The organism is Paenibacillus sp. FSL R7-0312 (assembly GCF_038004445.1).
GTDB lineage: Bacteria > Bacillota > Bacilli > Paenibacillales > Paenibacillaceae > Paenibacillus_AQ.
Genome location: NZ_JBBORE010000001.1, coordinates 3,594,495 through 3,616,161, shown reverse-complemented (window position 1 = coordinate 3,616,161; position 21,667 = coordinate 3,594,495). Strand labels below are relative to the sequence as shown.

The following is a 21,667-nucleotide window of genomic DNA, read 5'->3' as shown; positions in this document are numbered from 1 at the left end:
AACTTTTTCGGAAAAAGGAGTGTTTGTAATGTCTGAACCAACACCGGTGTCAGCAGCATCCAACCGCAATATCATTCTTTTCTTCAGCGGAAAATTCGCTTCTGTTCTCGGCTCCAGTATGTACACCTTTGTTGTCGGCCTGTATATTCTGCAGCTCACCGGTTCAGGAAGCAGCTTTGCGGTTACGTTGCTGTGCGGTATGCTGCCCAGTATTATTCTGTCGCCTTTCGCCGGCGTGGTGGCCGATATGGTGAACCGCCGCAAGCTGCTGATCGGCTCAGATGCTGCAAGTGTCTTAATTATGCTGCTTTCCTTTGCCGCCGTCTCCATTGAGGGAATGTCCCTCTTACCGATTTATATCTCACTGATCCTTCTGTCAATATGCGCTACCTTCTACAGTATCTCCGCCTCCTCTTCCATGATGATGCTCGTTGACCGTGATTCCATCCAACGTACCGGCTCCCTGAATCAAATTGCCAGTTCTGTCGGCCACCTGCTGGCTCCCATTCTTGCCGGTATGCTCTACGCCTTCCTCCCGCTTGAAGAATTCATGCTGCTGAACGCGGCAGGGCTTACCATCTCGACCGTGATGGGCTGCATGCTGAAGTTTAGACCGGTTCCAGAAGCCTTATCTGAAGCTGGGCTTGCAGATGGGGCTGCCGAAACCGGAAATCCGCCCTTTCGCGAACGCCTGGGCAGCGTTGCTGCTGAGGTCCGCACGAATCTGAAAGAAGGCTTCTCCTATGTAATACGCCGTCCCGTTATCCGCTCCCTCCTAATTATCGTATTCTGGATTAATTTCTTTGTAGTCGCGCTGAATGTCGTGCTGCCCTTTGTGGCCGTACAGACCCTGGGGCTGTCTTCGAAGCAATACGGTATACTTGAAGCCATGCTGGCAGCGGGCATGCTGCTGATGTCCCTGCTCCTCACCGTTCTCCGCCAAAGCAACAATCCGGTAAATACAATTATCGGAGGTCTAAGTGCACTGGGGCTGCTGTTCCTAGCGATGGCGCTTCCGCTGCTGCTTCATTTCACCGCCGCCGTTACCTTTTTTTTCTTCCTGCCGCTATTGATTCTGGTCGGTGTCGTCATTATGATCATCAATATTCCGATTCAAGTGTACTTACAGCAGAGTATAGAAGAAGAGTATCGCGGGCGGGTATTCGGGCTGGTTGAAGGTATCGCCGGTTCCATCGCTCCGCTGGGCATGCTGCTCTACGGAGTGCTCCTCGACTGGATTCCGGGCTCCATTATTCTGCTGGCCTCCGGAGCGGCTATTCTGGCGGTAACTCTGATCGGGCGGAGAGGCTTAATCAGCAGTAATGCTGATGAGCAGCAAGGAATTCATGCAGAGGTGGAGCAGGCCGGGGCGTAACTCCTTGAGGAGACATAGCAGGTATAGTAACTTGTACCATCAATGATGCTACCTTTCCAGAGATAAAGAAACATTTTTAGACAATAAAATACTAAATTTTCATTTTATCGTTAAAAATATTTATAATTTTAGAAATTAACAGATAATGTAACGGATAAAGTAACTTCTACAGCTTCCCCAAAAGAGGTTGTAGAATATCATGGAGACCTGGCCGAAAATTTCAATACAGTGTCTAAACTCACTTATGGTTCAGATGCTATTTATGAAGTTGAGGTGAATGATTCTAAATCTTTTGAATATGAGGGTGTAATATTTACCGTATCAAATGCCATTGTAAATGAACATTATAAAGGCGGTTCCATTGACACAGTGAATATTCTGGAAACTGGTGGTAATTACAACAATACGGAATATGTGTTCGAGGATTCAAGTGTTTTGAAAATTGGAGATAAAGCTATAGTTTATTCGGAGAAATATGAAGGACCCATCCCCGAAGCACAAGGAACATATGTAGTTACAGGTGCCTATCAAGGGAAATTTGAAATTGATGAAGCTAATGGTTCATTGATTCCTGCTGCCGTAGATCAAGAGGAACTAAAAGAAGTCAGAGCACTAACAGATTTGAATTTGGAATAGGATAAATTAGTACAATTTTACGGTAGAACGTCAGAAACATTCTTTGACGTTCTATCGTCTTTTTGTTAAACGGTTTAATGGAGGGCTACAGAATGAAGATGTTAAGAGTATGTATATATATGTTGCTGATGTCGTTAATTATAGTAGCTTGCTCAAATTCAATGCATTATGAAGCGGCTGCAAAGAAAGGTTATGTTGTATATGTTCAAGGTGAGATTATTAACTATACGTATTTCGAACAATTCGTGGAAAATTACAACAATGGTCAGGATGCCACTGTTAAAATCGCAAAATATACAGATGAAGGAGATCCTATCTTCCACACGCTTGAATATAAACGGGATCAGAAAAAAATCAGTTATACCTATGATAACAGCGAGGATGAAAATGGAGATAAATTGCAGGCAAATACTCTGTGCAGCAGTATCACAAATGACGATGGTGTCTATCACTTAGCCGATTGCGCTGACGATGAAACGGGTAAGTGGTTTAGTGCAAAGCAGCCATCTAAGTAAGCCATGCAAGTGCTGGAGGCATGGACTAAGACAAAGGGACTGACCCGTATTCCTATGGGCAGTCCCTTTGCAGCTATATCATGCTATTTCTGCACCGAGAGCACGAACCTCTCCAGCGAGCTTATATTGGTGATACTCTGATTACATCCATGATTATCTATACATACGTATTGCCCCACAGAAGCAATGTTATCGGCTGAAGCAAGCTCAGGCTTGGTCTTGACTGTAAGGAAGGCAAGCTCCTGCTGGCGGTTGCAGAACAGGCAATAGCCTTTCTTGTGGGTCGGTATTATTCTACCCTCTACGCCGATGAATTGTCCTTCGTATGGATAGACGATGAACAGCTTATTCGTGGCAATGTCTGCCCAGGCCAGATACGTCACATAACGAAAATCAAATGATTGTAAATCAGGTAGTTTCATCTTCTTATTCTTAGGAAACAGCTTCTGAATCTGCTTCAGTGTAATCGGCGGAAATGGCTCCAGATAAGGCTCGAAGCCGCTGATATACTGCTGGAAATCCTCGGCTTTCTCCAGGGTGGAGATAGGCTTCAGCATCTGCTCCTGCTCGGTGGTCAGCGAAGAAAATGCCTCATTCACATTCACCTCAGCACTGTACCGTACGGTCTCCAGGACACGGCGATCTGCTACAGACCGTAGTGTTTTCAGCACGAAATCCGATTGTTTCTTAATATAATTATATTGATGGTTTCTAATAAATGTTGTAGTCACAGCTCTTCAGCCCCTTATTCATATTGGTCAATCCAATAAGGTGCAGAGCCTGCTAATTAGAAACGATAAAATCAGTTTGGGCGATCAAGATCTTCCTGCCGCACCCCACGCAAAGTATCGCCCCAGATCAGGCTCTGCATGAGGACTTCCTAGCTAATGAGCAATTCGTTGCCATCAGTGTAACCCCCTATCCAATAACATGCCAAAAGTATAGCAGGAAATTGCGGAGCCTACAATTGATAATCTCAAATCTATCATTCCCCTTAATTAAAGATCTGGCGGAGTGGATCGGACTGAATCCCGTCTACCTGGGTAAGCTGTTCAAACAGAATACCGGCTCCACCCGCAAAGAATTCCTGAACAGGGTCAGGGTCAATAATGCCGAGATGATTCTGTCTGCGGGCGGGTTCAATGTGTCTGAGGTGGCGGAGCACTGCGGATATCATGATGTGGCGTAATTCAGCAATGTGTTCAAAAGCATGAAGGGGTATCCGCCGTCAGCTGCTTTGAAATGACGGCGAATGGAGTCATATTAGTCTATTTTACAGAACAATGGTATTAAAAGATTCTGCATCCAAATTGAGCTTATATTGCGTTTCATCGTTAGCCAAAAGAATCGTTCTTGCTTCCGTGAACGGATTCGCGATCACCAGCACCCGCCTGCCTTCCGGCGTCCCGAATGCCAGCGCGTTGCCTGTCCATCTGCGCTTCAGTCCGATTCTGCGGGAGCCGGGGCCAATGAAATGAGCGAAATGCTTCATGACGTAGAACTCGGGATTATGCACGGCCTTCGGTTCATCCGGATCTACAGTAATCATGGAGTTCTGCTCCCATCCCCAAATACTGCGGCCTTTCGGCTGAAGCACCATGTTCCAGTAGATATAGGCGTTCACGCCATTGGTGAAGTAATGTTGATACAGGTTAAACACATATTTGGCATAAAACCAGGTGTTCACCCCATCCCCGCACTCATTCTCCGTCTGCATGTAGCGCAGTTCAGGATAAGCCTGCACCGTACGCTGAATGCCATATTTGCCCGCCCATTGGTAGCCAACGCCTTGCACATATTTGTATGCTTCAGGATCGCTTAACACCGTGTGCGCATAGGCATCGAATCCGCTGTCCTTCTGCTTCATCCACTCATCCCAAGGCTCCGGCGCATTAATCGTACCCAGCCAAATCTCTGTATCCAGGCCATGCTGTTCAAAAGCCGGTCCCAGATAATCACGGATAAATTCACGCAGCTGCTCGCCCGTCCATACGCACGAAGGAAATTTCTGATCTGCTACGGTAGATGCCATAAATTGTCCCGCGTTTATCGCTGCCGGCAATGACAAGCGCCCGGTCCACGACAGGCATTGGAGCTTCAACCAGCTACAGCCGGTAGCATTCCCGCTTGCCTTAAATCGATGTGACGTTGAGGACGCCTTCTGCAATCAGCTTGTCGATCAGTTCATTTCCGCCTATGGGGCCGGCGATGACTGCTGTTTCCGCCAACTGCTCCAGCTGCAAGCATTACCGGTGCTATCCCGCTCACCAGCTTATAACCCGTTGAACTGCTTGAGCATGTAAATGAACTGATGCAGCTCGTCGTCATTCCATACCGCAGTCCGCCCGAAGAACACGGAACCTTTCTCGTTCAGGGCTGATATTGTCTGCTGCTGTCCCTGCTCCGTCAGCGAGAGGAGGATGGCCCGGCCGTCATCGGGTGAGGCTTCCCGGCTCACATAGCCCAGAGACTCCAGCTGTTTGATCAGACGGCTGACCGCGCTGCGGTCCATAGCCGTTGCTTCCGCAATGGCGGCAGCACTTGCCGGCCCATAGGAATAGAGCCAGCGGACAATATGGAAGGCAGCCGGCTGCAACGAGGAATCGAAGCGCGCGGCGGCTTTGACATTCAGCGCATGCGCTGCGCTGATCAGTGCGTTAAGCTGCTCTCCCAGCGCCAGCTCCAGCTGTTCTCTTGAGTCAAGCTTTGATTGATTAATGTTTATCGGGTCATTGTTTACTTGGTTATCGTTTATGGGGCCCTGCTTCATATTCATTCACCTGTCCTTATCTTCAAAGATAACAGTTACTGATATAGTTGACATATATCCATCATATAATTATAGTGGACATATATCAATTATACGTCACTTAAAGGAGAATAACCATGCCTAAACAACCAACCGTTGTCATCACCGGAGCCACTAGCGGACTGGGACAGCTTGTTGCCATCCAATTGGCGGAAAGAGGCTATGCGCTTGTCCTGACTGCCCGCAGTGAAGAACGTGCCGCGGCTACCAGAACCATCATTGAGGCCCGTCAGCCTGCTGCAAATATCCGTTTTGTCTATGGGGATCTGTCGCTGATGCAGGATGTGAACCGGGTTAGCGCTGAAATTACTGCCGCCTGCCCTTCCATCGACGTACTTTTGAACAATGCAGGAATCCACGCCTTCGAGCCCCGCACCACTACCGAAGGTTTGCCAGAGATGATGGCTGTGAACTATCTGGCACCGTGGCTGCTGACTCATAGACTGGAGACTTCACTGCGCAATGCAGGCAAGGCCAGAGTAGTCAACGTAGCCTCAGAGGCTTCGCGCCGTCATGGTATACTCCGCCTGCCCGGGGACTTAACGGATACTGCTGCTTTTACTGCCCGGGGCTCCTCTCCTGTCTACGGCAAAACCAAACTGCTAAACATCATGTTCACGGCAGAAGTGGCCCGGCAATGGGCAGGCAGCGGAATAACCGTCAATGCCCTGAATCCGGGCTTCAATGTAACCGGACTGGGACGCGAGCTGCGGTTCGCTTCTGTGATCGAGCGGATCCTGAAGCTCATCCGGCTCGGAGACCCGCGAAGAGGAGCAGAGATTATCACCCGGTTAATCGTGGACCCGTTTTATGGGACAGTAACCGGAGGTTATTTTAACGTGGGCACAGGAAAGTCCATTGTACCGGTATCCCCTGGCGGCGATGAAGCGATGCAGCGCAGGTTGTGGGCAGATACACGGGAGCTGCTGGGGGAGATACTGGTACAGCATCAGAACTAAAGAAGTGAGTTAGTGCATTTAAGCCTATCTCATACCGTAATGTGGTCACTGCAAACCCTCAGCAAACATTTGGCCAAAGTGGTTTTCACCAGTTAATATCAGTAATATAGAATAATACAGGTACACACAAGATGATCTATTACTTGAATTGGAGGGTGCTAAGAAATGATTCAGTCTATTATACACATCGCTTTGGTTGTAAAAGATTACGATGAAGCAATAGATTTTTATACAAAAAAGCTGCGCTTCACATTGATTGAGGATACATATCAGCCAGAGCAAGATAAACGGTGGGTAGTGGTTGCACCCCCCGGCTCTTCCGGTACGACAATTTTACTTGCCAGAGCGTCGAAAACTGAACAAGAACAGTTTATAGGCAATCAGACAGGCGGTCGTGTATTTCTATTTCTGAACACCGACGACTTTTGGAGAGATTATAAGGAAATGGTCTCTGAAGGCATCGAATTTGTTAGAGAGCCCAAAGAACAATCCTACGGAATGGTTGCTGTGTTCAAGGACTTATATGGTAATTTGTGGGACTTGCTGCAGATGAATGAAGCTCACTCGATTTCCAAACGCGTTAGATGAGGTCATATGAGATGCATATAATCAAATAAGGCTGCACCCTCACAATCACTTGAAGATGCAGCCCTTTTCTATTGTATCGGGATAAAAATTTCTGCTTCGCCCGTAGTTTGAACCGTGATGCCATCCTCAGCAAAAGTAACCGTCAGCAAGGACTCGGGAGATTGCTCCAGAATATTACTGACTCCGTTCGCCTGCCGATCTGAAGGATCCGCTGACGGATCACCGTAGACGGCCGAAGCCAGCCAGTGAATTCCGGGCTCAAGTGTAGCCGTCAATGTGGGCAGTACCGTCCGGGGACGAAGTACATTCGTGTTGGCATTGGGCCAGATCAGCTCTGCCTTCCCGTAACCCTTCAACCCCTTGATTCCGCTGGTTCCCCAAGCTGTAGACGCAACTGCACCAGATCGGCTAATCTGCTGCGCAAGCTCCGTTTCCTGGCCCAGGGCGAACCCGCCTTCTGCGGCGTCTAGTGCCCGGCCTGTCTCGATCCGGTGAATCCGGATATGCCACGGCAGTCCCGCTACAACCCAGGTTCTGACCTCCACATTGGCCCAAGGTTTCCAGACAGACCGCAGAACATTGTCCGTAATCTCAGATTCCACATTCCGGCGCCGCACGCGATACAGATTGTCCCCGCCTTCGCTAAGCGCAAGCATGGAATCGAATGCTCCCTGTGACAGTCCCCACTCGGAACGGGGCACGCTGAACCCGAAGCCTGTGGAATAGACGAATTTCTCGTATTTGGCCGAGGTATGGGTATGCTCATTCGTGTACTGGTGGCCGCTGTTGAACGCCGCCACATGACCGGAGGCCGGCTCGCGGACTAGGACAAGATGTGCAGGCTTCTGAACCATAACTGCCGGGATTTCCGGCAGGGGAAGCTCCTCTTCGTTCCAGAACGGATGCTCTTCACCAAGTGCGAGCGGCAGGAAGGTCTTCAGGGCCCAGTAGGGTGAGCCGGGAGCATTATAATTCTCCGCCATGACCAGATTCGGATACGTGTATCCGATGGTCAATACGCCTGCCGCATCAAAGATCGGCTGGCTGAACCACCAGCGCAGATTGCGCAGAACAACGCCTTTCACCACACCGGCAGGGAAGCCTTCAACATCCGCATAAGCCAAGGCACTCCAGAACGCCGATTGGGCGAAGCGGTATGCCAGGCTGCGCCCGTAAGGAAGCGCGGAGCCGTCCGGGGCGAACCAGCCTAGGAAACCGGCGGCGAACAACCGGGCCCGTTCTTTGAACAATCGGGAACGCTCTGGATCCTCCTGCTCCATCAGCTTCGCATAGAGCAGCGAATAGTAATGGATCGCAAACGGCCCGTAATAATCGCAGTGCCCGTCAACACCGTCACTGTACCAGCCCTCGCCCAGGTAGAAAGCATCCATCCGCTGCAGATTGTTCTCCAGCTGCACCGCATCATACGGGCGGCCGATGGTGCGGAATCCAACATTAACAAGTACATTGAAGAACAGCCAGTTGCAGTCATAACAGGGATGGGAGTTAATCTGATTCAGCCAGTTGTACAGGTGATGCTGCTCCTGAGGAGCAAGCGGTGACCAGATCTGCTCCGGAACCGCTGCAAGCGCGAAGCCGAAGGCCGCCATCTCGACCAGACGCTGGTCGTAATCCCGTACATCTCCCCAATATTCTTCATGGGCAGGGTCGGTGCCATGCCGGATACCCTCCAGCACGATGTCCCGGATTTCGCTGCTTCCGCCTCCAGCGAGCAAGGGAACCAGCCCCCATAACACCCGGGAAAAACCTTCCATCCCGGCAGTTGCTGCCGGATAGCTCGCTCCGGTTCTGCCGATCTCAAGTCTTGCGCCGCCTTTGCTGTAGAGCGGACACAGCGGACCCGTAAGCTGTTCAAGTGCAGTCACCAGGTCCGCCCGCGTCTTCAGCGGATTGTCTGCAATCCGCGAGGATAATATTTCGGATGCTGCTTTGCCGTTAGTCATCATAATCTCCCTACTCCCAGTAGAACGGGCCGGCTTCTTTGATCCGTGCCAGCGCTTCGACATAGAAGAAATCACCGTAGATCAGCGGAACATCGATATTCCGGTTCTCCGGGTAGTTGCTTGTACCATGAAGCAGCAGCCCCTCTTCCTCCGAATTATCCCAGGTCCCATAATTCCGGTAGAGGGATTCCGTAATTCTTAGCGCGCCGTTCCGGTACACATGCGCCTCCGATTCATCCACCTGGCTTGCCAGCAGCAGCAAGCCGCTCGCCGCGCAGGAACCGGCGGAGCTGTCACGAATCTCTCCGATCTCACCAGGAGCCCGGAAATCCCAATGCGGAACCTGATCCTCGGGGAGATGCGTCAGGAAGAAATGGGCAACCTGCTTGGATGCATCAAGGTAGCTCTGCTTGCCGGTATGATGATAGGCCAGCGACAACCCGTAAAGTGCCCAAGCCGCGCCGCGCGACCAGGCCGACTCCGGTGCGTAACCCTGACCGCCGCGCTTCTCTACCACTTCGCCTGTTTCCGGGTTGAAATTGACAATGTGATAGACAGAGCCGTCCGGCCGGATGAAATGTTCCAGCACCGTGTCCATATGGGCCTCGGCGATATGCCGGTAGCGCGGGTCTCCGGTTACTTCAGAAGCCCAGAAGAGCAGGCTGGTATTCATGCTGCAGTCGATAATAGCGACCCCGCTGTTGTCCTCTCCTTCTCTCCATGGATTCCACGCGCGGATATAGCGGCCTTTGAGGTTGAAGCGGGCAGCCAGATAGTTGGCAGCCTTAAGCGCCCGGACCCGTGATTCCTCGGTGCCCGTGAGCTTGTAGTTGGCTACACTGGTCAATAGCCACATGAACCCTAAGTCATGATCCAGCTTCCCATATCCATCCAGTACCTCGTCCAGCCGCTCCTCGCAGCGTTCGGCAATCTCCTTCAGGCTCTCGTCTCCGCTCCCGGCGTAGAGCTGCCAGAGCATGCCCGGCCAGAAGCCGGCGGTCCACCAGCTCGGTGTCTCCAGTACATACTTGCCGCCTTGGCTGGCATGGGGGAATTCCGCGCCGATTCTCAAGCTGTTTGCTCGCGTTTTCTCCAGTGCCTTGCTCCAAGCCTCATCTACCCATGCCTGCTGTATTGTTCCACTCATCTGAATCCCGCCTTTGTTTGAATTGAATTGCATATCTATATAAGCTAAACGAAACACATCTGCCAAAGAATTAGCTTTCACCAGGGCAAATCAGGGGGCTTTCGGCGCTTTCCGATGGGGGCGCAGGAGCTCCGGCGGCGTGCGCCGCAGCTTTCCGGCGGCGTGCGCTGCTGCTTCCCGGCGGCGTACGCGGCAGCTTTCCGGCGCTGCTGTTGCCGCAAAAATCACCCGGTTCCCCGCCCCATTGTACAATCCTGCATAAAATACAACATTCCCCTCCATAAACGGGCCCAAATCCAAAATTGTTGTACAAAAGGCAACATTTCTTCTCATCCAGGCCGTTTAATGAAGAAATTGTTGTATTTCATACAACAATCCCCCTGCAAATCCCGGTATAGCAGCACCTAAGTTGTATTTTTTGCCCTAGTCCGTCTGAACACCAGCGATGGACCGGCCGCTTTGTTGGAATCGTCTACTATGCGGGTTATATGCCCCACCAGAGAAGCGGTAACTGCGGCGGATGCGGGTACCTGGAATTCGGGCCGCCTGATTCAATCTTCACAGAAATTGAAAAGTGAATGCTAATGTGCCCTCCGCCCCGGGCTGTAGAACATGGAAGTCCAGACTATGCCACAGCGTCTCCTGGCCATAGTGATCCCGGTACACATGCGCGGTAATCTCCGGCCGGACTGCCTCCGGTTCATAAGTGACCTCAACACCGTGACCCGCCGCAGTGCCCGGCAGCAGTACGCTGCCCGGGTGAAGAAGCTTGGGTCTACGCGAGGTTACAAACCGCTCTGTCCAACCCGCCGGAGCTCCCTCATACCGGTAGGTGTCTGTCAATTCCAGACGGGGCAGGTCCTCTTTATGCCAGACCAGCGAACGCACTAAGGACTGCAAGCCTGACACCGGATAAGCCTGTGCCATCTCCAGTGTCAGCTCATCCTTCTCCGCCGCCGCAGATGCATGCAGCACTGCGGTGCTGAACTCCCGGCCTGCACCCTGGTACTGGCCGCCTACGATTGGCACCGAATGTCCCTGTGATCCATTGCAGTCATAGCTGTAGCGTCCGGCACCGAAATAATCAGCGGTATATTCTCCACTGCCCAGGTCAGAAGCGAAGATCTCTCCCCGGCCGCTTAGAATGAAGTGGCCCAGATCATTGTGATTGTGCGGCTCATCATTGTGGCCGGCTTTGGCTGCGAACCCAAAGGAGCCTGCTGCCGGCACATGACGCGAGACAATCCATGCGGCATCCGGAAGATAATAACTGGCAGCCTCCCAGGCTTCGTTCTCCCGTCCCGCTCTGGTCCAGATCAGATTCCGCAGAGCCGGTGCGAAGCGGCTGCAATGATCTTCAGTGAACGGAGCGCGGAGCCCAGACGGGGGACGCAGGACATTCGTGCAGGCCTCAGCCAGATAATGGGACAAGCCCATATGCACACGTACCTGAGGCACCGAATCCGAGAAATTGGCGACATGACTTTCGTCAATGAAGCATTTTTGCTGGAAACGGGCAATCTGCGATACCTTCTCCTGCTTGAACCAGTCCAGCCTGCCTCCGGTTCTTGCCCGGAGCAGATCGCTATAATAAGTGAAATAGCCAAAACCATAATTCCAATAGCCCAGCCCTTCCAGACAAGCGCCGTCGTCCCCGAAGCCTTCCAGATAATAACTCATGCTGCTCTCTGTCTTCAGCAGAATATCCGTCAGCATGGCCGGTTCCTTCACCAGCAGCAGCGCAGCTGCCCCGATGGAGCCCGCACAGACTGCCGCCCAGTTATGGCGTGATGTCTCCCAGAAATATGGCCCCTGCTCAAGAAAAGGCCGGAAGATTCTGCGCTCTACCTCATGCCGTATCCGGGACTGGAGCAGCAGCGAAAGCCGGTCCCCCAGCAGCAATAATACTTCACTTAAAGTGAATCCCGTCTCGGAGGAGAACAGGTCAATATGCCGGCTGATCTCAGCAGCGTCAGGGTCTGCGGGAAGATGGGCCGGAAGACACCAGGTGTACTCATCGCAAATGACCCAGAGGATATCCTCCAGCTTCTCCAGAGCCCCCGTATTATCCGGCTCCAGCAGGCTTAGGAATGCATAGGTATTCAGTCTTCTTCTCCGTTCGAAATAGACCCGTTCATATTCCAGTCTCGAGCCTGTACGCGCAAAAATAGAAAATAACGTATACGTCAGCGCGGATATAGGCTGACCGTCCAGCCTTTGCGCTTCTGCGCGAATCTCGCTAATGTCTGCCTGTAATCCTCCGGATGATATCGCCCTGGTCCAAAAAGCAGACGAATCGCCCTGCGGATAATATAAGCTCCAATCCGCCGGCTTCATGTCCTGCACAATTCCGGCAAGCTCCTGTCTGTTCATGCCCGTTATCTCCTCCTTATGGGTGCACCTTCTGATCAGAGCCGCACCTCATTCTCGCTAAAGCACCTAAAGCGGGTGAATATCCATTATTCCAGCGCATGATCCCGCATGACATTCTCACCGTCTGCTATTCTCAGCGCAGTCCATTTCAGCGCTTCACCCGACCAGAAGGGATCTGCCGGAAGCAGCCCCAGCGGAAGGAATACAGCAGCGCATAAATAGAGGCTGCCTGTATTGATGTAGCTCTCCGCAAGCTCCGGCTGATAGCCGTAGATCCCCGGCCGCAGCCAGCCGTTCTCATTCAGTGTACCCGGAGCATTCATGATCCGCTCTATCACGGCGGTCAAAGCACTGCGCACCTGTGCCGGAGGCAGTGCCTCCTCCAGGAAATGCTGCAGCGCCGCCTGCGACAGCAGCTGAAAGGCGCCGAAGCGATACACGATCGAGCGCCCGAGGAACGGATAGGTGCCGTCCGGGGCAATGCTGCGTTCAAGCACGGAGGCATATCTCTGCGCCCGTTCCATAATCACCGGCTGAAGTGCAGCATATTGCGCCGATTCCTGTTCAAAGACAGCCACGACATCAACCAGCATCGGCTGAATCACGAAGCTGTTGTAATAATCCCAGTGAAAATCCTTGCCGTCCCCGTAAACCCCATCACCCTTGTACCAGTCCATGAACATATGAACCGCATAACCGACACGCATCCGGTCATAGTCGGCATCACCCAATATATACAAAGCCGCTTCCACCATTGCACTGAACAGCAGCCAGTTGCTGCCGCTTGGAGCAGTCCGGCGCGTCTGCTTCAGCGCCAGTATCAGATTGCCTTTGACACGCTCATCCAGCCGGCCTGTAATCGCTTTCGGTGCGCGCACCAATGCATGGGCCAGGAAGGCCGCATCGACCAGCGGCTGGCCTTCGGTCCTGAACTCCATATAGTCAGGCGACTGCGGATCTACAGCCGCATCGAGGGCTTCCAGCATCAGCGCGGTATAACGGGCTCTAAGCTGTTCTTCTTCTCCCTCCAGGCCCTCAAGCTCCAGCCATGGGGCCATCCCGCAGGCCAGTCTCGCAAAGGCTTCCAGATGGGCAAACTGGCTCCGGTCACTGTGAAACTCCGTAGGCAGCTGTTCTTTCAGCTGCCGCTTGGCCAAAGCCTCCAGCACAGGCCCTCCGATCAGCAGCATCGTGTCCAGCCAGTATTTTCGCTGTTCCTTACCCTTCATTCACAATTCCACCCTTTCAGGTATTCTTCTTCTCTAGTGTAGTGTGGTATTATTGCAATGTCTTTGCGAATAATGATGTTTTATTGCGTTTGTTGCGATTAATCTGAAAGGGGCAATGACTATGAAGCATGCCCGGTATCATCAAACATTCAACGGCGATATTCTGGCCGGAATCGGCAATTCCCCGATCTCCCCGACCAGGGACTTCCATATCCATGACCACTATGAAATCTTCCTGTTTCTCGGCGGCAGTGTGAACGGATTCGTCGACCAATACAGCTATCCGTTGCAGCGGGGCAATGTTCTCTTGTTCAACAATCACGAGATTCATAAGATCATCAATCTATCCCCAGAGCCTTATGAACGGCTCACGATTCATTTCAAAGCTCCGCTGATCTATCCCTTCTGCACGGCAACGACCAATCTGCTCGCCTGTTTCCAGAACCGTCAGCCCGGAGAGAATAATCTGGCACAGATGGAGGAACCGCTGCTAACCGAATATATGACACTAGCTTCACTTCTTATTGCGGCACTGGAGAGTGAGCAATACGGCAGCGAGGTGCTGGCTCTGACTTACCTGATTCAGATTCTGGTAATCGTTAATGAGCTATACAGCCGGACCCGCTCTGCCGTACCCAGCATTATTTCCTCACATATTCAATCGGCCATGAGCTACATCGACAACCACCTGCATCTGAATCTGTCCCTGGAGCATATAGCCGGAGAACTGAACGTCAATAAATATTATCTGAGCCACTTGTTCAAGCAGCAGACCGGAGGAACCATCTACCGTTACGTCCTGCTCAAAAAGATAGCGTTATCCAAGCAGCTGCTGGCTGCCGGAAACTCCGTATCTGATACCTGCTACCTGTCCGGCTTCAATGACTACGCCAACTTTATCCGCACCTTCAAGAACATCACGGGCACCCCGCCCGGCAAATACAGCCAATAGCAAAGGTACCGTTCTTTTAGAGAATCAGTACCTTTGGGGTTTGGAACATATTCTTATCAAAATCACCGACCCATCAGGACAGCCACGCCCTCCTAGCTCCCGCCCGTCTGTCCTTCCTTGTACTCTGTGGGACTTGCGCCCGTGTATTCCTTGAATACTTTGGAGAAATAGTGCTGGTCTCCGAACGACAGCACCTCCGACAGCTCCTTCACCTTCATCTCCGGCCTCACTGTAAGGAGCCGGCAGGCTTCGGCAATCTTCAGCTGCATATAGTAATGCACGAAGGTCCTATTCGAATATTTTTTAATGACCCTGCTGATATAAGATGGACTCACATGAAATTTGAGCGCCACCTCGGCAATGGAAATCTGGGAGTAGATATGCTCCTGCAGGTATTGATCCAGCTGCCGGAACAGCTCCTCGCCACTTTTCTTCCTCTGCTGGTTCAGCCAGTCAAAGCATTGCTCCGTCCAGTCCAGCACCGCTTCCGTGAAAGCATCATAGTCCTCACTCTCCAGCATCTGCCAGACATCCTCCTCCAGCTTCAGCCCGTCCTCTGAATCCTGATCGGAGCTTATGCTGCCAAAGGCTTCTGCCAGCGACCAGATGAACCTTTCCAGCTCGGCAATCCGGATATTGGCCGTTCTAAAATGCATCAGCTGCTGTTCCAGCAGCAGCATACAGCGCTCCTTCTGCCGCTGTGCAATCATGTCTGTGAATTGCGCCGTCAAGCGCACAAAGTCACCACCGGGCAGTATTCCCTTTGGCAATGTGTACGCCGTGTCCATAAGGCGGCTGGACACAGACAGTTGCTCATTCATCAGCTGATCCAGCCTCTCATAGACCTTGCCCAGCGCCCGGTTCACTGCAGGCTGTGGCTCCACCGCTATGGACACCTCTATGCCCTGAAGCTGCAGCAGCGTATAGATTCTCTTCATCCATTCATGAACAGGCGGGTGTGCTTCCAGCACCTGGCTGCTTAAAACAACGAGATACTGAGCGGGCTTCAGGGCAGGAAATACCAGGCATTCATAGGGTGCACAGGCCTCGTTCAGAGAAGACCGAATGACCTGCGGATTCCAGCGGTCCGGTCCCGGCCAGGGTGTGAACGGCTGTCTGCGGAGGATCAGCATAATTTTGTCCCCGGCAGCGAAGCAGGTCTCAGGCGCTAGCGCCATGAGGAACCTCGGCTCGGCGATTCCTTCCAGAAGCTCCTTGATACTGCCCTGCTGCTCCTGCAGATGGGCAATCAGCCGCTGCATAACCTCGGCCAGCTGATGGCGCTCGACAGGCTTCAGCAGGTAATCGAATACCTGCAGGTTCAGGGCTTTGCGCGTATATTCGAAATCACTGTACCCGCTGATAAGTACTGCCTTCAAATTCGGATTCACCAGCTTGCACTGTTCGATCAGCGCAAGCCCGTCCAGCTTGGGCATACGGATATCGGTCAGCAGGATATCGACAGAATGAGCCTTGATATATTCCAATGCCTCCAGCCCGTTCGACGCCGTGGCGGTGATGACGATGGGCAGCTCCATTGACTGCATCAGAGCCCTGATATTCCGCAGGATCGGCTTGCTGTCTTCTGCAATAATAGCGGTATACATTGCGGTCCCTCCCGGTTTAGTAGAAGTCTTTACTCATGGATGCAATAATCTGAACCGTGGCTCCCCGGCCCTCCTCTGAATGGTTGTAGATGTTGAAGAACAGCCGGTTCTTGTACATCAGCTTCAACCGGTTCACTGTATTCACAATGCCCATATTGCCGATCCCCGAAGTATTATGCTGAAGCTCGTACACCCCTAAATCCGAGCCGTCGATTTTATCCAGAATTTCCTTGATTCTGCCTGGCTCGAAGCCCTCTCCGTTATCCCGGATTTCGATGGCCCACAGGCCGTTGTACACCTTCACCCTTACCTTGATATTCCATGGCGGATCCGTGTTCCTGAAAGCATGTTCAATGCAATTCTCCACGAACGGCTGTATGACAAGACGGGGTAGCTCGATCCGGTCAAACACCTCATCCTCGTCGATCTCCCATTCAAGGTCGTCCTCGAAATTGTGCTGAATCAGAGACAAATAATGCTGGGTATGCTTCAGCTCCTCCGTTAACGTGACATGCTGATAGGGGGAGGACACAATATAGCGCAGGCTGTCCGACAGATGCTTGCACATATCGGTTACGACCACATTCTTCCCCTCCTGTGCGGCGATACTGATGAGATACAGAACATTGTGGATGAAATGAGGGGCAATCTGCGCTTGAAGGGCAGAATTCCGCGACTTCACCTCTTCGTGCAGCGCAAGCTTCTCCCGTTCGATGGATTCCTGCAGCCGTTCTAGCAGCTCCTGAAAAGCCCCGTTCAATTGAATCAGCTCATTGTTGTGGGTGCGCGTATCCGCCTTTACATTCAGATTGCTGTAATTAATCCGCAGAATCTGGCTGCGCAGCTTACGGATGGGGAGCAGCAGGTTCTTCGTAGAGAAGTAGATGAAGATGAACGAGAATAGAATCAGCGCTGTAATCAGCAGAATAGAGATGTATTTCACCGAATTGACAGAACCCAGCACCACATGCTTCGAGGTCACAACATAGGTGGTCCAGCCCGTCTCGGCAGATCTATGATAGGCCACATAGCTCTGGCTGCTGCTTAAATAGATTCCGCTCGCCGCTGAAGCCGGGGCAAATTCCGGAGCCGCTTCCCCTTCCTGAAGCACCGGGGAGCTTGAGATCAGCTGATCGTCCGGATCAACAATGTATACCTTGCCGCCTGCAATGCCGGCCGCCGATCTTGTCAGATATTCCTGATCCAGCTGAATCGCCAGATAGCCGAACACCTGACCGTTCTGGTTCCTGATTGCCCGCACAAAGGAGATAACATCCGCCCCCTGACGGTACACGGCGTAACCGCTTGCATTCCAAGTCGCCAGCCTCCCGCTCTCCTCCAGGAATGGGACAAGTGAGGTCTGGTTGCCGGCATATCCGATATAGGAGGCTACCTCTGCCCCCTTCAGGTCATAGATAATCATATCTTCAATGTTCAGACTCGGGCCAAGTGCCTGGAACATGATATCCTTGAGCCTGCGGCTGCGGGTCAGTCCCTCAAGGGTAAGCTGCGAGTAATCACCGGCGGACAGCAGCGTGAAGACGTCTTTGTTCGACAGAATCCGCTGGGACAGCTGGTTCTGGTTATTGATATAGAGATTGAGCTGATCGCTGACTTTGGCGGCGGCCATCTTCATTTCATTCTCGGTCTTGTCCTTCAGCGGCTTGATGACCATGATGTTGACATAGACCAGGAAGCAGCCCAGCACAATCAGCAGGAGCAGCATGAAGGTTAAGAAAAACTTCGTTTGCAGACTGGCCTGAACCCTGCCTCTGCCGAATTTGTTGAGAAGGTTAGCCAAGTTGAATCCTCCCTGAACCGTTTGATGTCCCTACTTTACAACCAAACCGGCAATTGGACAAGCGGCCCACGAGTTCAGAATATTACACAGAAAGAGTCACGTACAAACATGTACCTTGCACAGGCATCAATCTATAATCAGAAATGTAAACGGATTCAAAGGCACCAGAAAAAAATCACTACGGGGGCGATCACATGAATGGCAAAATGAAAAAAATCGCAACAGGCGTGTTGGCGGGTGTAATGACCCTATCCCTGGCGGCATGCGGCTCTGACAATTCAGGCTCCGGCAATGCTGCGGCTACCAACAGCGGTGGAAATGGGAACAGCGGCAGTGGCAGCGGTGGCGGCAAAAAGGTAACCATTGAGCTGGCCATCTCCAAAAGCTCGCAGGATTCGGCGTTTGTGGCCCAGGATGTACTGGATGAGTTCGAACAAAAAACCAATATCAAAATCAATCTCCAGCTGCTTCCGGCAGAACAGACCGCCACCGTGCTGCAGACCAAGCTGGCGGTTGACGAGGTTCCCGACCTTATTCAGTACAATCTGGCCAGTGCCACCACGGATCTCAATCTGGAGCGTAACTTCGAAATTCTGGACAATGAGCCTTGGGTGAGCCGGCTGCTGAATAAGGACGTTCTCTCCGCCTATGGTCATGTATACAGCTTCCACTATAGCCAGGATACAGGCATGCAGGGAGTGGTCTACAACAAGGATATCTTCAAGGAGCTGGGGCTGAGTATTCCGAATACCTACGAGGAATTCCTGGCCGTATGCGAGAAGATCAAGGCCAGCGGGATTACACCGGTCTTCATGCCGTTCAAGGATAACTGGGCGGCGAATATTTGGCCGGCTGCCGCTTTTGCCGACTGGGCTGCCAAGAACGAACCTTCCCTGTTCGAGGACATCAATGCCGGCCGCAAGAAGTGGTCCGATGTTCCGGAATTCGCTACCTTCCTGGAGCAGCAATACGAGGTCTACAAGAAAGGCTACACCAACGCTGACATCCTCAGCGACAGCTACGATATGGCCGTGGGCAAATTCCTGAACAAGGAAACCGCGATGATGTTCATGGGAGACTGGCTGATTGTGAACGTGGCCGAAAAAGATCCGAATGTGCATCTGGGCCTGTTCGCCATCCCTTCCTCTGAAGATGCAAGTCTGGGCGCAAGCCCGCTGGGCGGCCAGTTGTTCATTCCGAAGAAAGCCAAGCATATGGATGAAGCGAAGAAATTCCTGGAGTTCCTCGCCACCAAAGAAGTCGCACAGAAAATGGTTGACAGCCAAGGCTCCGTCTCCAACTTCAGCGATGTCACTACGCCGAAGCTTCCGGAATACAAGCAGGAGATTGTCGATCAATATATCACACCGAAGAAGACTACACTGACTACCGATGCTTACATGATCGTAGACCGCAGCGAGCTGTACCGTCTGCTTCAGGATGAGTTCGCCGGCGGTCTGGACGCTGCGGGCGTACTCAAGGCCTGGGATGAGAAATTCAGCCAGCTGATGAAGGACAAAGGCGTCGAGGGCTTTTAATGTACAGCAAATAACCATTACAACAGGCAGAATAAAGTCCGGCCAGGGCTTTATTCTGTCCTGGGCTATATAGGAGTGTGAAGAGATGAAAATATCAAAGAAACTATACTCGTATTACCTCATCTGGCCTGCGCTGCTGATCTATTCCATTTTTTTCGTGCTCCCGGCGCTAACGGGTCTCTTCTATTCCTTCACGGATTGGCGCCTGGACCGGGAAGCGATCAAGTTTGTCGGCTGGGACAACTTTGAACGTATTTTCACCGACAGAACCCTGCTGCTGGCCATCAAGAATACAGCGATCTTCGCAGTAGTCACCGTCATCGGCAAAAACCTGCTCGGGATCGCGCTGGCGGTCGGCTTAAATATGAAGCTGAAATCCAAAAATCTGCTGCGGGCTATTTTCTACTCCCCGTCGATCTTAAGCGTTCTGGTCATCAGCATTGTCTTTACGCCTATGCTGCGCTCTGACGGTACGATTAACCGTATCTTCGAGGCTGTGGGTCTGCCTTCGCTGAGCCAGGCCTGGCTGACCAACCCGGCCATTGTCATCTGGACCGTTGCCTTTGTGTCCATCTGGCAGCATACCGGCTTCCAGATGGCGATCTACCTGGCCGGACTCCAGTCCATATCCAAAGAATATTATGAAGCCGCTACGATTGACGGGGCCGGATCATGGCGGAGCTTCCGCAGCATCACGATTCCGCTTCTGCTTCCTGCGATCAACATTAATCTGATGCTCACCCTGATCGGCGGACTCAAGGTGTTCTCCGAGGTATTCGTGCTGACCGGCGGGGGACCGGGCAATGCCTCCCAGGTGGTCGGTACCATCATCCTGCGCTCGTTCGGGGAAGGCAGCTGGGGACTTGGCACGGCAGTCAACACCCTGCTGTTCGCCGCTGTAACCATCATCGCGATTCCACTGCTCATCTTCATGCGGCGTAAGGAGGTATCGGAATAATGAGCTTTTCACGCAAAATGGCCTGGCGCAACTATCTGGTAGAGGGCTTCCTGATCCTTGCCTCCCTGCTGATTATCCTGCCGCTGCTGATCATGATTTTTGGCAGCTTCATGACCAGCACGGAGGTGCTGAAGTTCTCCCTTCGTCTCCCGGACAAATGGGTATTCTCCAACTATTCCACGGTCTTCCGTGAGGGCGGTCTGGGGCGCGCGTTCCTGAACGGGCTGCTGATTACCGGCGTGTCTTCGATTCTGAATATTTTCACCTCGTCGGCGGCCTCCTTCATTCTGGTCCGCAGGGAGACCAAGTGGTCTAATTTTCTGTACATGTTCTTCTTCATGGGCCTGATTGCCCCGATGTCCACCATCACCACAATCCGTGTGGTCCAGTGGATGGGCTTCTATGGCAGCATCACCAGCGTAATCCTGATCTATGCTTCGCTCAACACCGCGTTCAGCGTGTTTCTCTACAGCGGATTTATCCGCTCCATTCCCAAAGCTCTGGATGAGGTGGCTTTCCTGGAGGGTGCGAATACGTTCGATGTGTTCTTCCGAATCGTCACCCCGCTGATCGTTCCGGTCAACGCGACCGTAGCAATTATGGTCTTCATGTCCGTCTGGAACGATATTACCATTCCGCTCTACTTCCTGACCGACAGCTCGGACTGGACCATGCCTCTGTCAGTATACAATTTCTACGGCAAGTATAGCCGGGATTGGAATCTGATCTTTGCGGATCTGGTGCTGACCTCGCTGCCCGTACTCATCCTGTACGTATTCTGCCAGAAGTATATTGTAAGCGGCCTTACCGCAGGAGCGGTCAAGGGGTAACCCGTGGCAGAATACCTAGCGGTTCCGGCAACCCATTGTGCAGCAAGAGCTGCCCCTTAGCCATGAGATGGCTTGGGGCAGCTCTTGTTTTTTTTGATGCAGGATTTAGGTTAGAGGCACTCTGCGAACAGACCAAAGGGCCTGCTTTTGGCGGACTCTGAGGGATTTACCCGTTTGATTTCCACGCAAAGCCAACCGCCTGCCGTCCACAGCCAATGGACTCCGCACAATTCCTGATGTAGCAACATATTTAAACAACAAAAGACAGATATAATCCAACAAACGACTATCATCATTATCTAAGGCAACGACTTTGAATTCTCCCCCACTTAGCTAACGCTTGAAGTGGCGGATTCTTGCGAACAGAAGAGTACCCTCTTCTTATG

The 21,667-nt window shown here is 52.1% G+C and carries 18 protein-coding genes and 1 pseudogene; 10 read left to right on the top strand and 9 right to left on the bottom strand.

Annotated features, from left to right (window positions below; all coding sequences use genetic code 11):
- Positions 1-28 precede the first annotated feature (28 nt).
- The 3 genes from MKX70_RS15680 (at position 29) to MKX70_RS15670 (ending at position 2,526) form a co-directional block, all read left to right on the top strand.
- The gene (locus tag MKX70_RS15680) at positions 29-1,375 is read left to right on the top strand and encodes an MFS transporter (RefSeq protein ID WP_340840295.1); all 1,347 of its coding nucleotides are present in this window, start codon (positions 29-31) and stop codon (positions 1,373-1,375) included.
- A 228-nt stretch (positions 1,376-1,603) separates the two neighbouring features.
- Positions 1,604-2,011, top strand: a complete 408-nt coding sequence (locus MKX70_RS15675; protein ID WP_340840294.1) for a hypothetical protein — start codon at positions 1,604-1,606, stop codon at positions 2,009-2,011.
- Positions 2,012-2,103: 92 nt separating this feature from the next.
- The gene (locus tag MKX70_RS15670; RefSeq protein WP_340784130.1) at positions 2,104-2,526 is read left to right on the top strand and encodes a DUF4362 domain-containing protein; all 423 of its coding nucleotides are present in this window, start codon (positions 2,104-2,106) and stop codon (positions 2,524-2,526) included.
- An 83-nt stretch (positions 2,527-2,609) separates the two neighbouring features.
- Here MKX70_RS15670 and MKX70_RS15665 read toward each other — a convergent pair whose 3' ends face one another.
- The gene (locus tag MKX70_RS15665; RefSeq protein ID WP_340840292.1) at positions 2,610-3,257 is read right to left on the bottom strand and encodes a FusB/FusC family EF-G-binding protein; all 648 of its coding nucleotides are present in this window, start codon (positions 3,255-3,257) and stop codon (positions 2,610-2,612) included.
- Positions 3,258-3,493: 236 nt separating this feature from the next.
- Here MKX70_RS15665 and MKX70_RS15660 point away from each other — a divergent pair, with 236 nt between their 5' ends.
- Complete coding sequence (locus MKX70_RS15660) at positions 3,494-3,715, top strand: helix-turn-helix domain-containing protein (protein ID WP_340840291.1); 222 nt, start codon at positions 3,494-3,496, stop codon at positions 3,713-3,715.
- 84 nt (positions 3,716-3,799) lie between these two features.
- Here the strand turns inward: MKX70_RS15660 and MKX70_RS15655 are convergent.
- Positions 3,800-4,546 (bottom strand): annotated as a pseudogene (locus tag MKX70_RS15655) (glycoside hydrolase family 30 protein); the annotation flags it as partial.
- A 252-nt stretch (positions 4,547-4,798) separates the two neighbouring features.
- Positions 4,799-5,296 (bottom strand): MarR family transcriptional regulator, encoded by a 498-nt coding sequence (locus MKX70_RS15650; protein WP_042238138.1) that lies wholly within the window; start codon positions 5,294-5,296, stop codon positions 4,799-4,801.
- Between the two features lie 116 nt (positions 5,297-5,412).
- Between MKX70_RS15650 and MKX70_RS15645 the strand changes: the two genes are divergently transcribed.
- Positions 5,413-6,294: an SDR family NAD(P)-dependent oxidoreductase gene (locus MKX70_RS15645; RefSeq protein WP_042238141.1), complete on the top strand. Its 882-nt coding sequence runs from the start codon at positions 5,413-5,415 to the stop codon at positions 6,292-6,294.
- A gap of 165 nt (positions 6,295-6,459) precedes the next feature.
- A complete protein-coding gene (locus tag MKX70_RS15640) occupies positions 6,460-6,882 on the top strand; it encodes a VOC family protein (protein WP_042238143.1) in 423 nt (140 codons plus the stop codon).
- A 68-nt stretch (positions 6,883-6,950) separates the two neighbouring features.
- On the opposite strand, the gene MKX70_RS15635 is transcribed toward MKX70_RS15640, so the two are convergent.
- The 4 genes from MKX70_RS15635 to MKX70_RS15620 form a co-directional block, all read right to left on the bottom strand.
- Positions 6,951-8,849 (bottom strand): DUF2264 domain-containing protein, encoded by a 1,899-nt coding sequence (locus tag MKX70_RS15635; RefSeq protein ID WP_231637694.1) that lies wholly within the window; start codon positions 8,847-8,849, stop codon positions 6,951-6,953.
- Between the two features lie 7 nt (positions 8,850-8,856).
- A complete protein-coding gene (locus tag MKX70_RS15630; protein ID WP_042238145.1) occupies positions 8,857-9,993 on the bottom strand; it encodes a glycoside hydrolase family 88 protein in 1,137 nt (378 codons plus the stop codon).
- A 558-nt stretch (positions 9,994-10,551) separates the two neighbouring features.
- Positions 10,552-12,366: a heparinase II/III family protein gene (locus MKX70_RS15625; RefSeq protein ID WP_042238147.1), complete on the bottom strand. Its 1,815-nt coding sequence runs from the start codon at positions 12,364-12,366 to the stop codon at positions 10,552-10,554.
- 86 nt (positions 12,367-12,452) lie between these two features.
- Positions 12,453-13,595: a DUF2264 domain-containing protein gene (locus MKX70_RS15620; RefSeq protein ID WP_042238149.1), complete on the bottom strand. Its 1,143-nt coding sequence runs from the start codon at positions 13,593-13,595 to the stop codon at positions 12,453-12,455.
- A gap of 121 nt (positions 13,596-13,716) precedes the next feature.
- Here MKX70_RS15620 and MKX70_RS15615 point away from each other — a divergent pair, with 121 nt between their 5' ends.
- The gene (locus MKX70_RS15615) at positions 13,717-14,547 is read left to right on the top strand and encodes a helix-turn-helix domain-containing protein (protein ID WP_052416642.1); all 831 of its coding nucleotides are present in this window, start codon (positions 13,717-13,719) and stop codon (positions 14,545-14,547) included.
- Between the two features lie 92 nt (positions 14,548-14,639).
- Here the strand turns inward: MKX70_RS15615 and MKX70_RS15610 are convergent, their stop codons facing one another.
- Together MKX70_RS15610 and MKX70_RS15605 are read right to left on the bottom strand one after the other, a co-directional pair.
- Positions 14,640-16,154, bottom strand: coding sequence for a response regulator transcription factor (locus tag MKX70_RS15610; RefSeq protein WP_340784112.1), 1,515 nt, complete (start codon positions 16,152-16,154; stop codon positions 14,640-14,642).
- 16 nt (positions 16,155-16,170) lie between these two features.
- On the bottom strand, positions 16,171-17,955 hold the full coding sequence (locus MKX70_RS15605) for a cache domain-containing sensor histidine kinase (RefSeq protein WP_340840290.1): 1,785 nt from the start codon (positions 17,953-17,955) through the stop codon (positions 16,171-16,173).
- Between the two features lie 194 nt (positions 17,956-18,149).
- On the opposite strand from MKX70_RS15605, the gene MKX70_RS15600 reads away from it, so the two are divergent.
- From MKX70_RS15600 to MKX70_RS15590, 3 genes are all read left to right on the top strand, one after another.
- Complete coding sequence (locus tag MKX70_RS15600; protein ID WP_042238155.1) at positions 18,150-19,493, top strand: ABC transporter substrate-binding protein; 1,344 nt, start codon at positions 18,150-18,152, stop codon at positions 19,491-19,493.
- A gap of 85 nt (positions 19,494-19,578) precedes the next feature.
- A complete protein-coding gene (locus MKX70_RS15595) occupies positions 19,579-20,451 on the top strand; it encodes a carbohydrate ABC transporter permease (RefSeq protein WP_340784107.1) in 873 nt (290 codons plus the stop codon).
- Positions 20,451-21,281, top strand: a complete 831-nt coding sequence (locus MKX70_RS15590; protein WP_042238158.1) for a carbohydrate ABC transporter permease — start codon at positions 20,451-20,453, stop codon at positions 21,279-21,281. Before MKX70_RS15595 ends, MKX70_RS15590 begins: the two co-directional genes overlap by 1 nt.
- Positions 21,282-21,667: the final 386 nt, after the last annotated feature.

Bases quoted from the DNA above. Each gene is read 5' to 3' on its own strand.
- MKX70_RS15680 (WP_340840295.1), top strand. From the start codon at position 29: ATGTCTGAACCAACACCGGTGTCAGCAGCATCCAACCGCAATATCATT.
- MKX70_RS15670 (WP_340784130.1), top strand. From the start codon at position 2,104: ATGAAGATGTTAAGAGTATGTATATATATGTTGCTGATGTCGTTAATT.
- MKX70_RS15650 (WP_042238138.1), bottom strand. From the start codon at position 5,296: ATGAAGCAGGGCCCCATAAACGATAACCAAGTAAACAATGACCCGATA.
- MKX70_RS15645 (WP_042238141.1), top strand. From the start codon at position 5,413: ATGCCTAAACAACCAACCGTTGTCATCACCGGAGCCACTAGCGGACTG.
- MKX70_RS15640 (WP_042238143.1), top strand. From the start codon at position 6,460: ATGATTCAGTCTATTATACACATCGCTTTGGTTGTAAAAGATTACGAT.
- MKX70_RS15635 (WP_231637694.1), bottom strand. From the start codon at position 8,849: ATGATGACTAACGGCAAAGCAGCATCCGAAATATTATCCTCGCGGATT.
- MKX70_RS15630 (WP_042238145.1), bottom strand. From the start codon at position 9,993: ATGAGTGGAACAATACAGCAGGCATGGGTAGATGAGGCTTGGAGCAAG.
- MKX70_RS15625 (WP_042238147.1), bottom strand. From the start codon at position 12,366: ATGAACAGACAGGAGCTTGCCGGAATTGTGCAGGACATGAAGCCGGCG.
- MKX70_RS15620 (WP_042238149.1), bottom strand. From the start codon at position 13,595: ATGAAGGGTAAGGAACAGCGAAAATACTGGCTGGACACGATGCTGCTG.
- MKX70_RS15615 (WP_052416642.1), top strand. From the start codon at position 13,717: ATGAAGCATGCCCGGTATCATCAAACATTCAACGGCGATATTCTGGCC.
- MKX70_RS15610 (WP_340784112.1), bottom strand. From the start codon at position 16,154: ATGTATACCGCTATTATTGCAGAAGACAGCAAGCCGATCCTGCGGAAT.
- MKX70_RS15600 (WP_042238155.1), top strand. From the start codon at position 18,150: ATGAATGGCAAAATGAAAAAAATCGCAACAGGCGTGTTGGCGGGTGTA.
- MKX70_RS15595 (WP_340784107.1), top strand. From the start codon at position 19,579: ATGAAAATATCAAAGAAACTATACTCGTATTACCTCATCTGGCCTGCG.
- MKX70_RS15590 (WP_042238158.1), top strand. From the start codon at position 20,451: ATGAGCTTTTCACGCAAAATGGCCTGGCGCAACTATCTGGTAGAGGGC.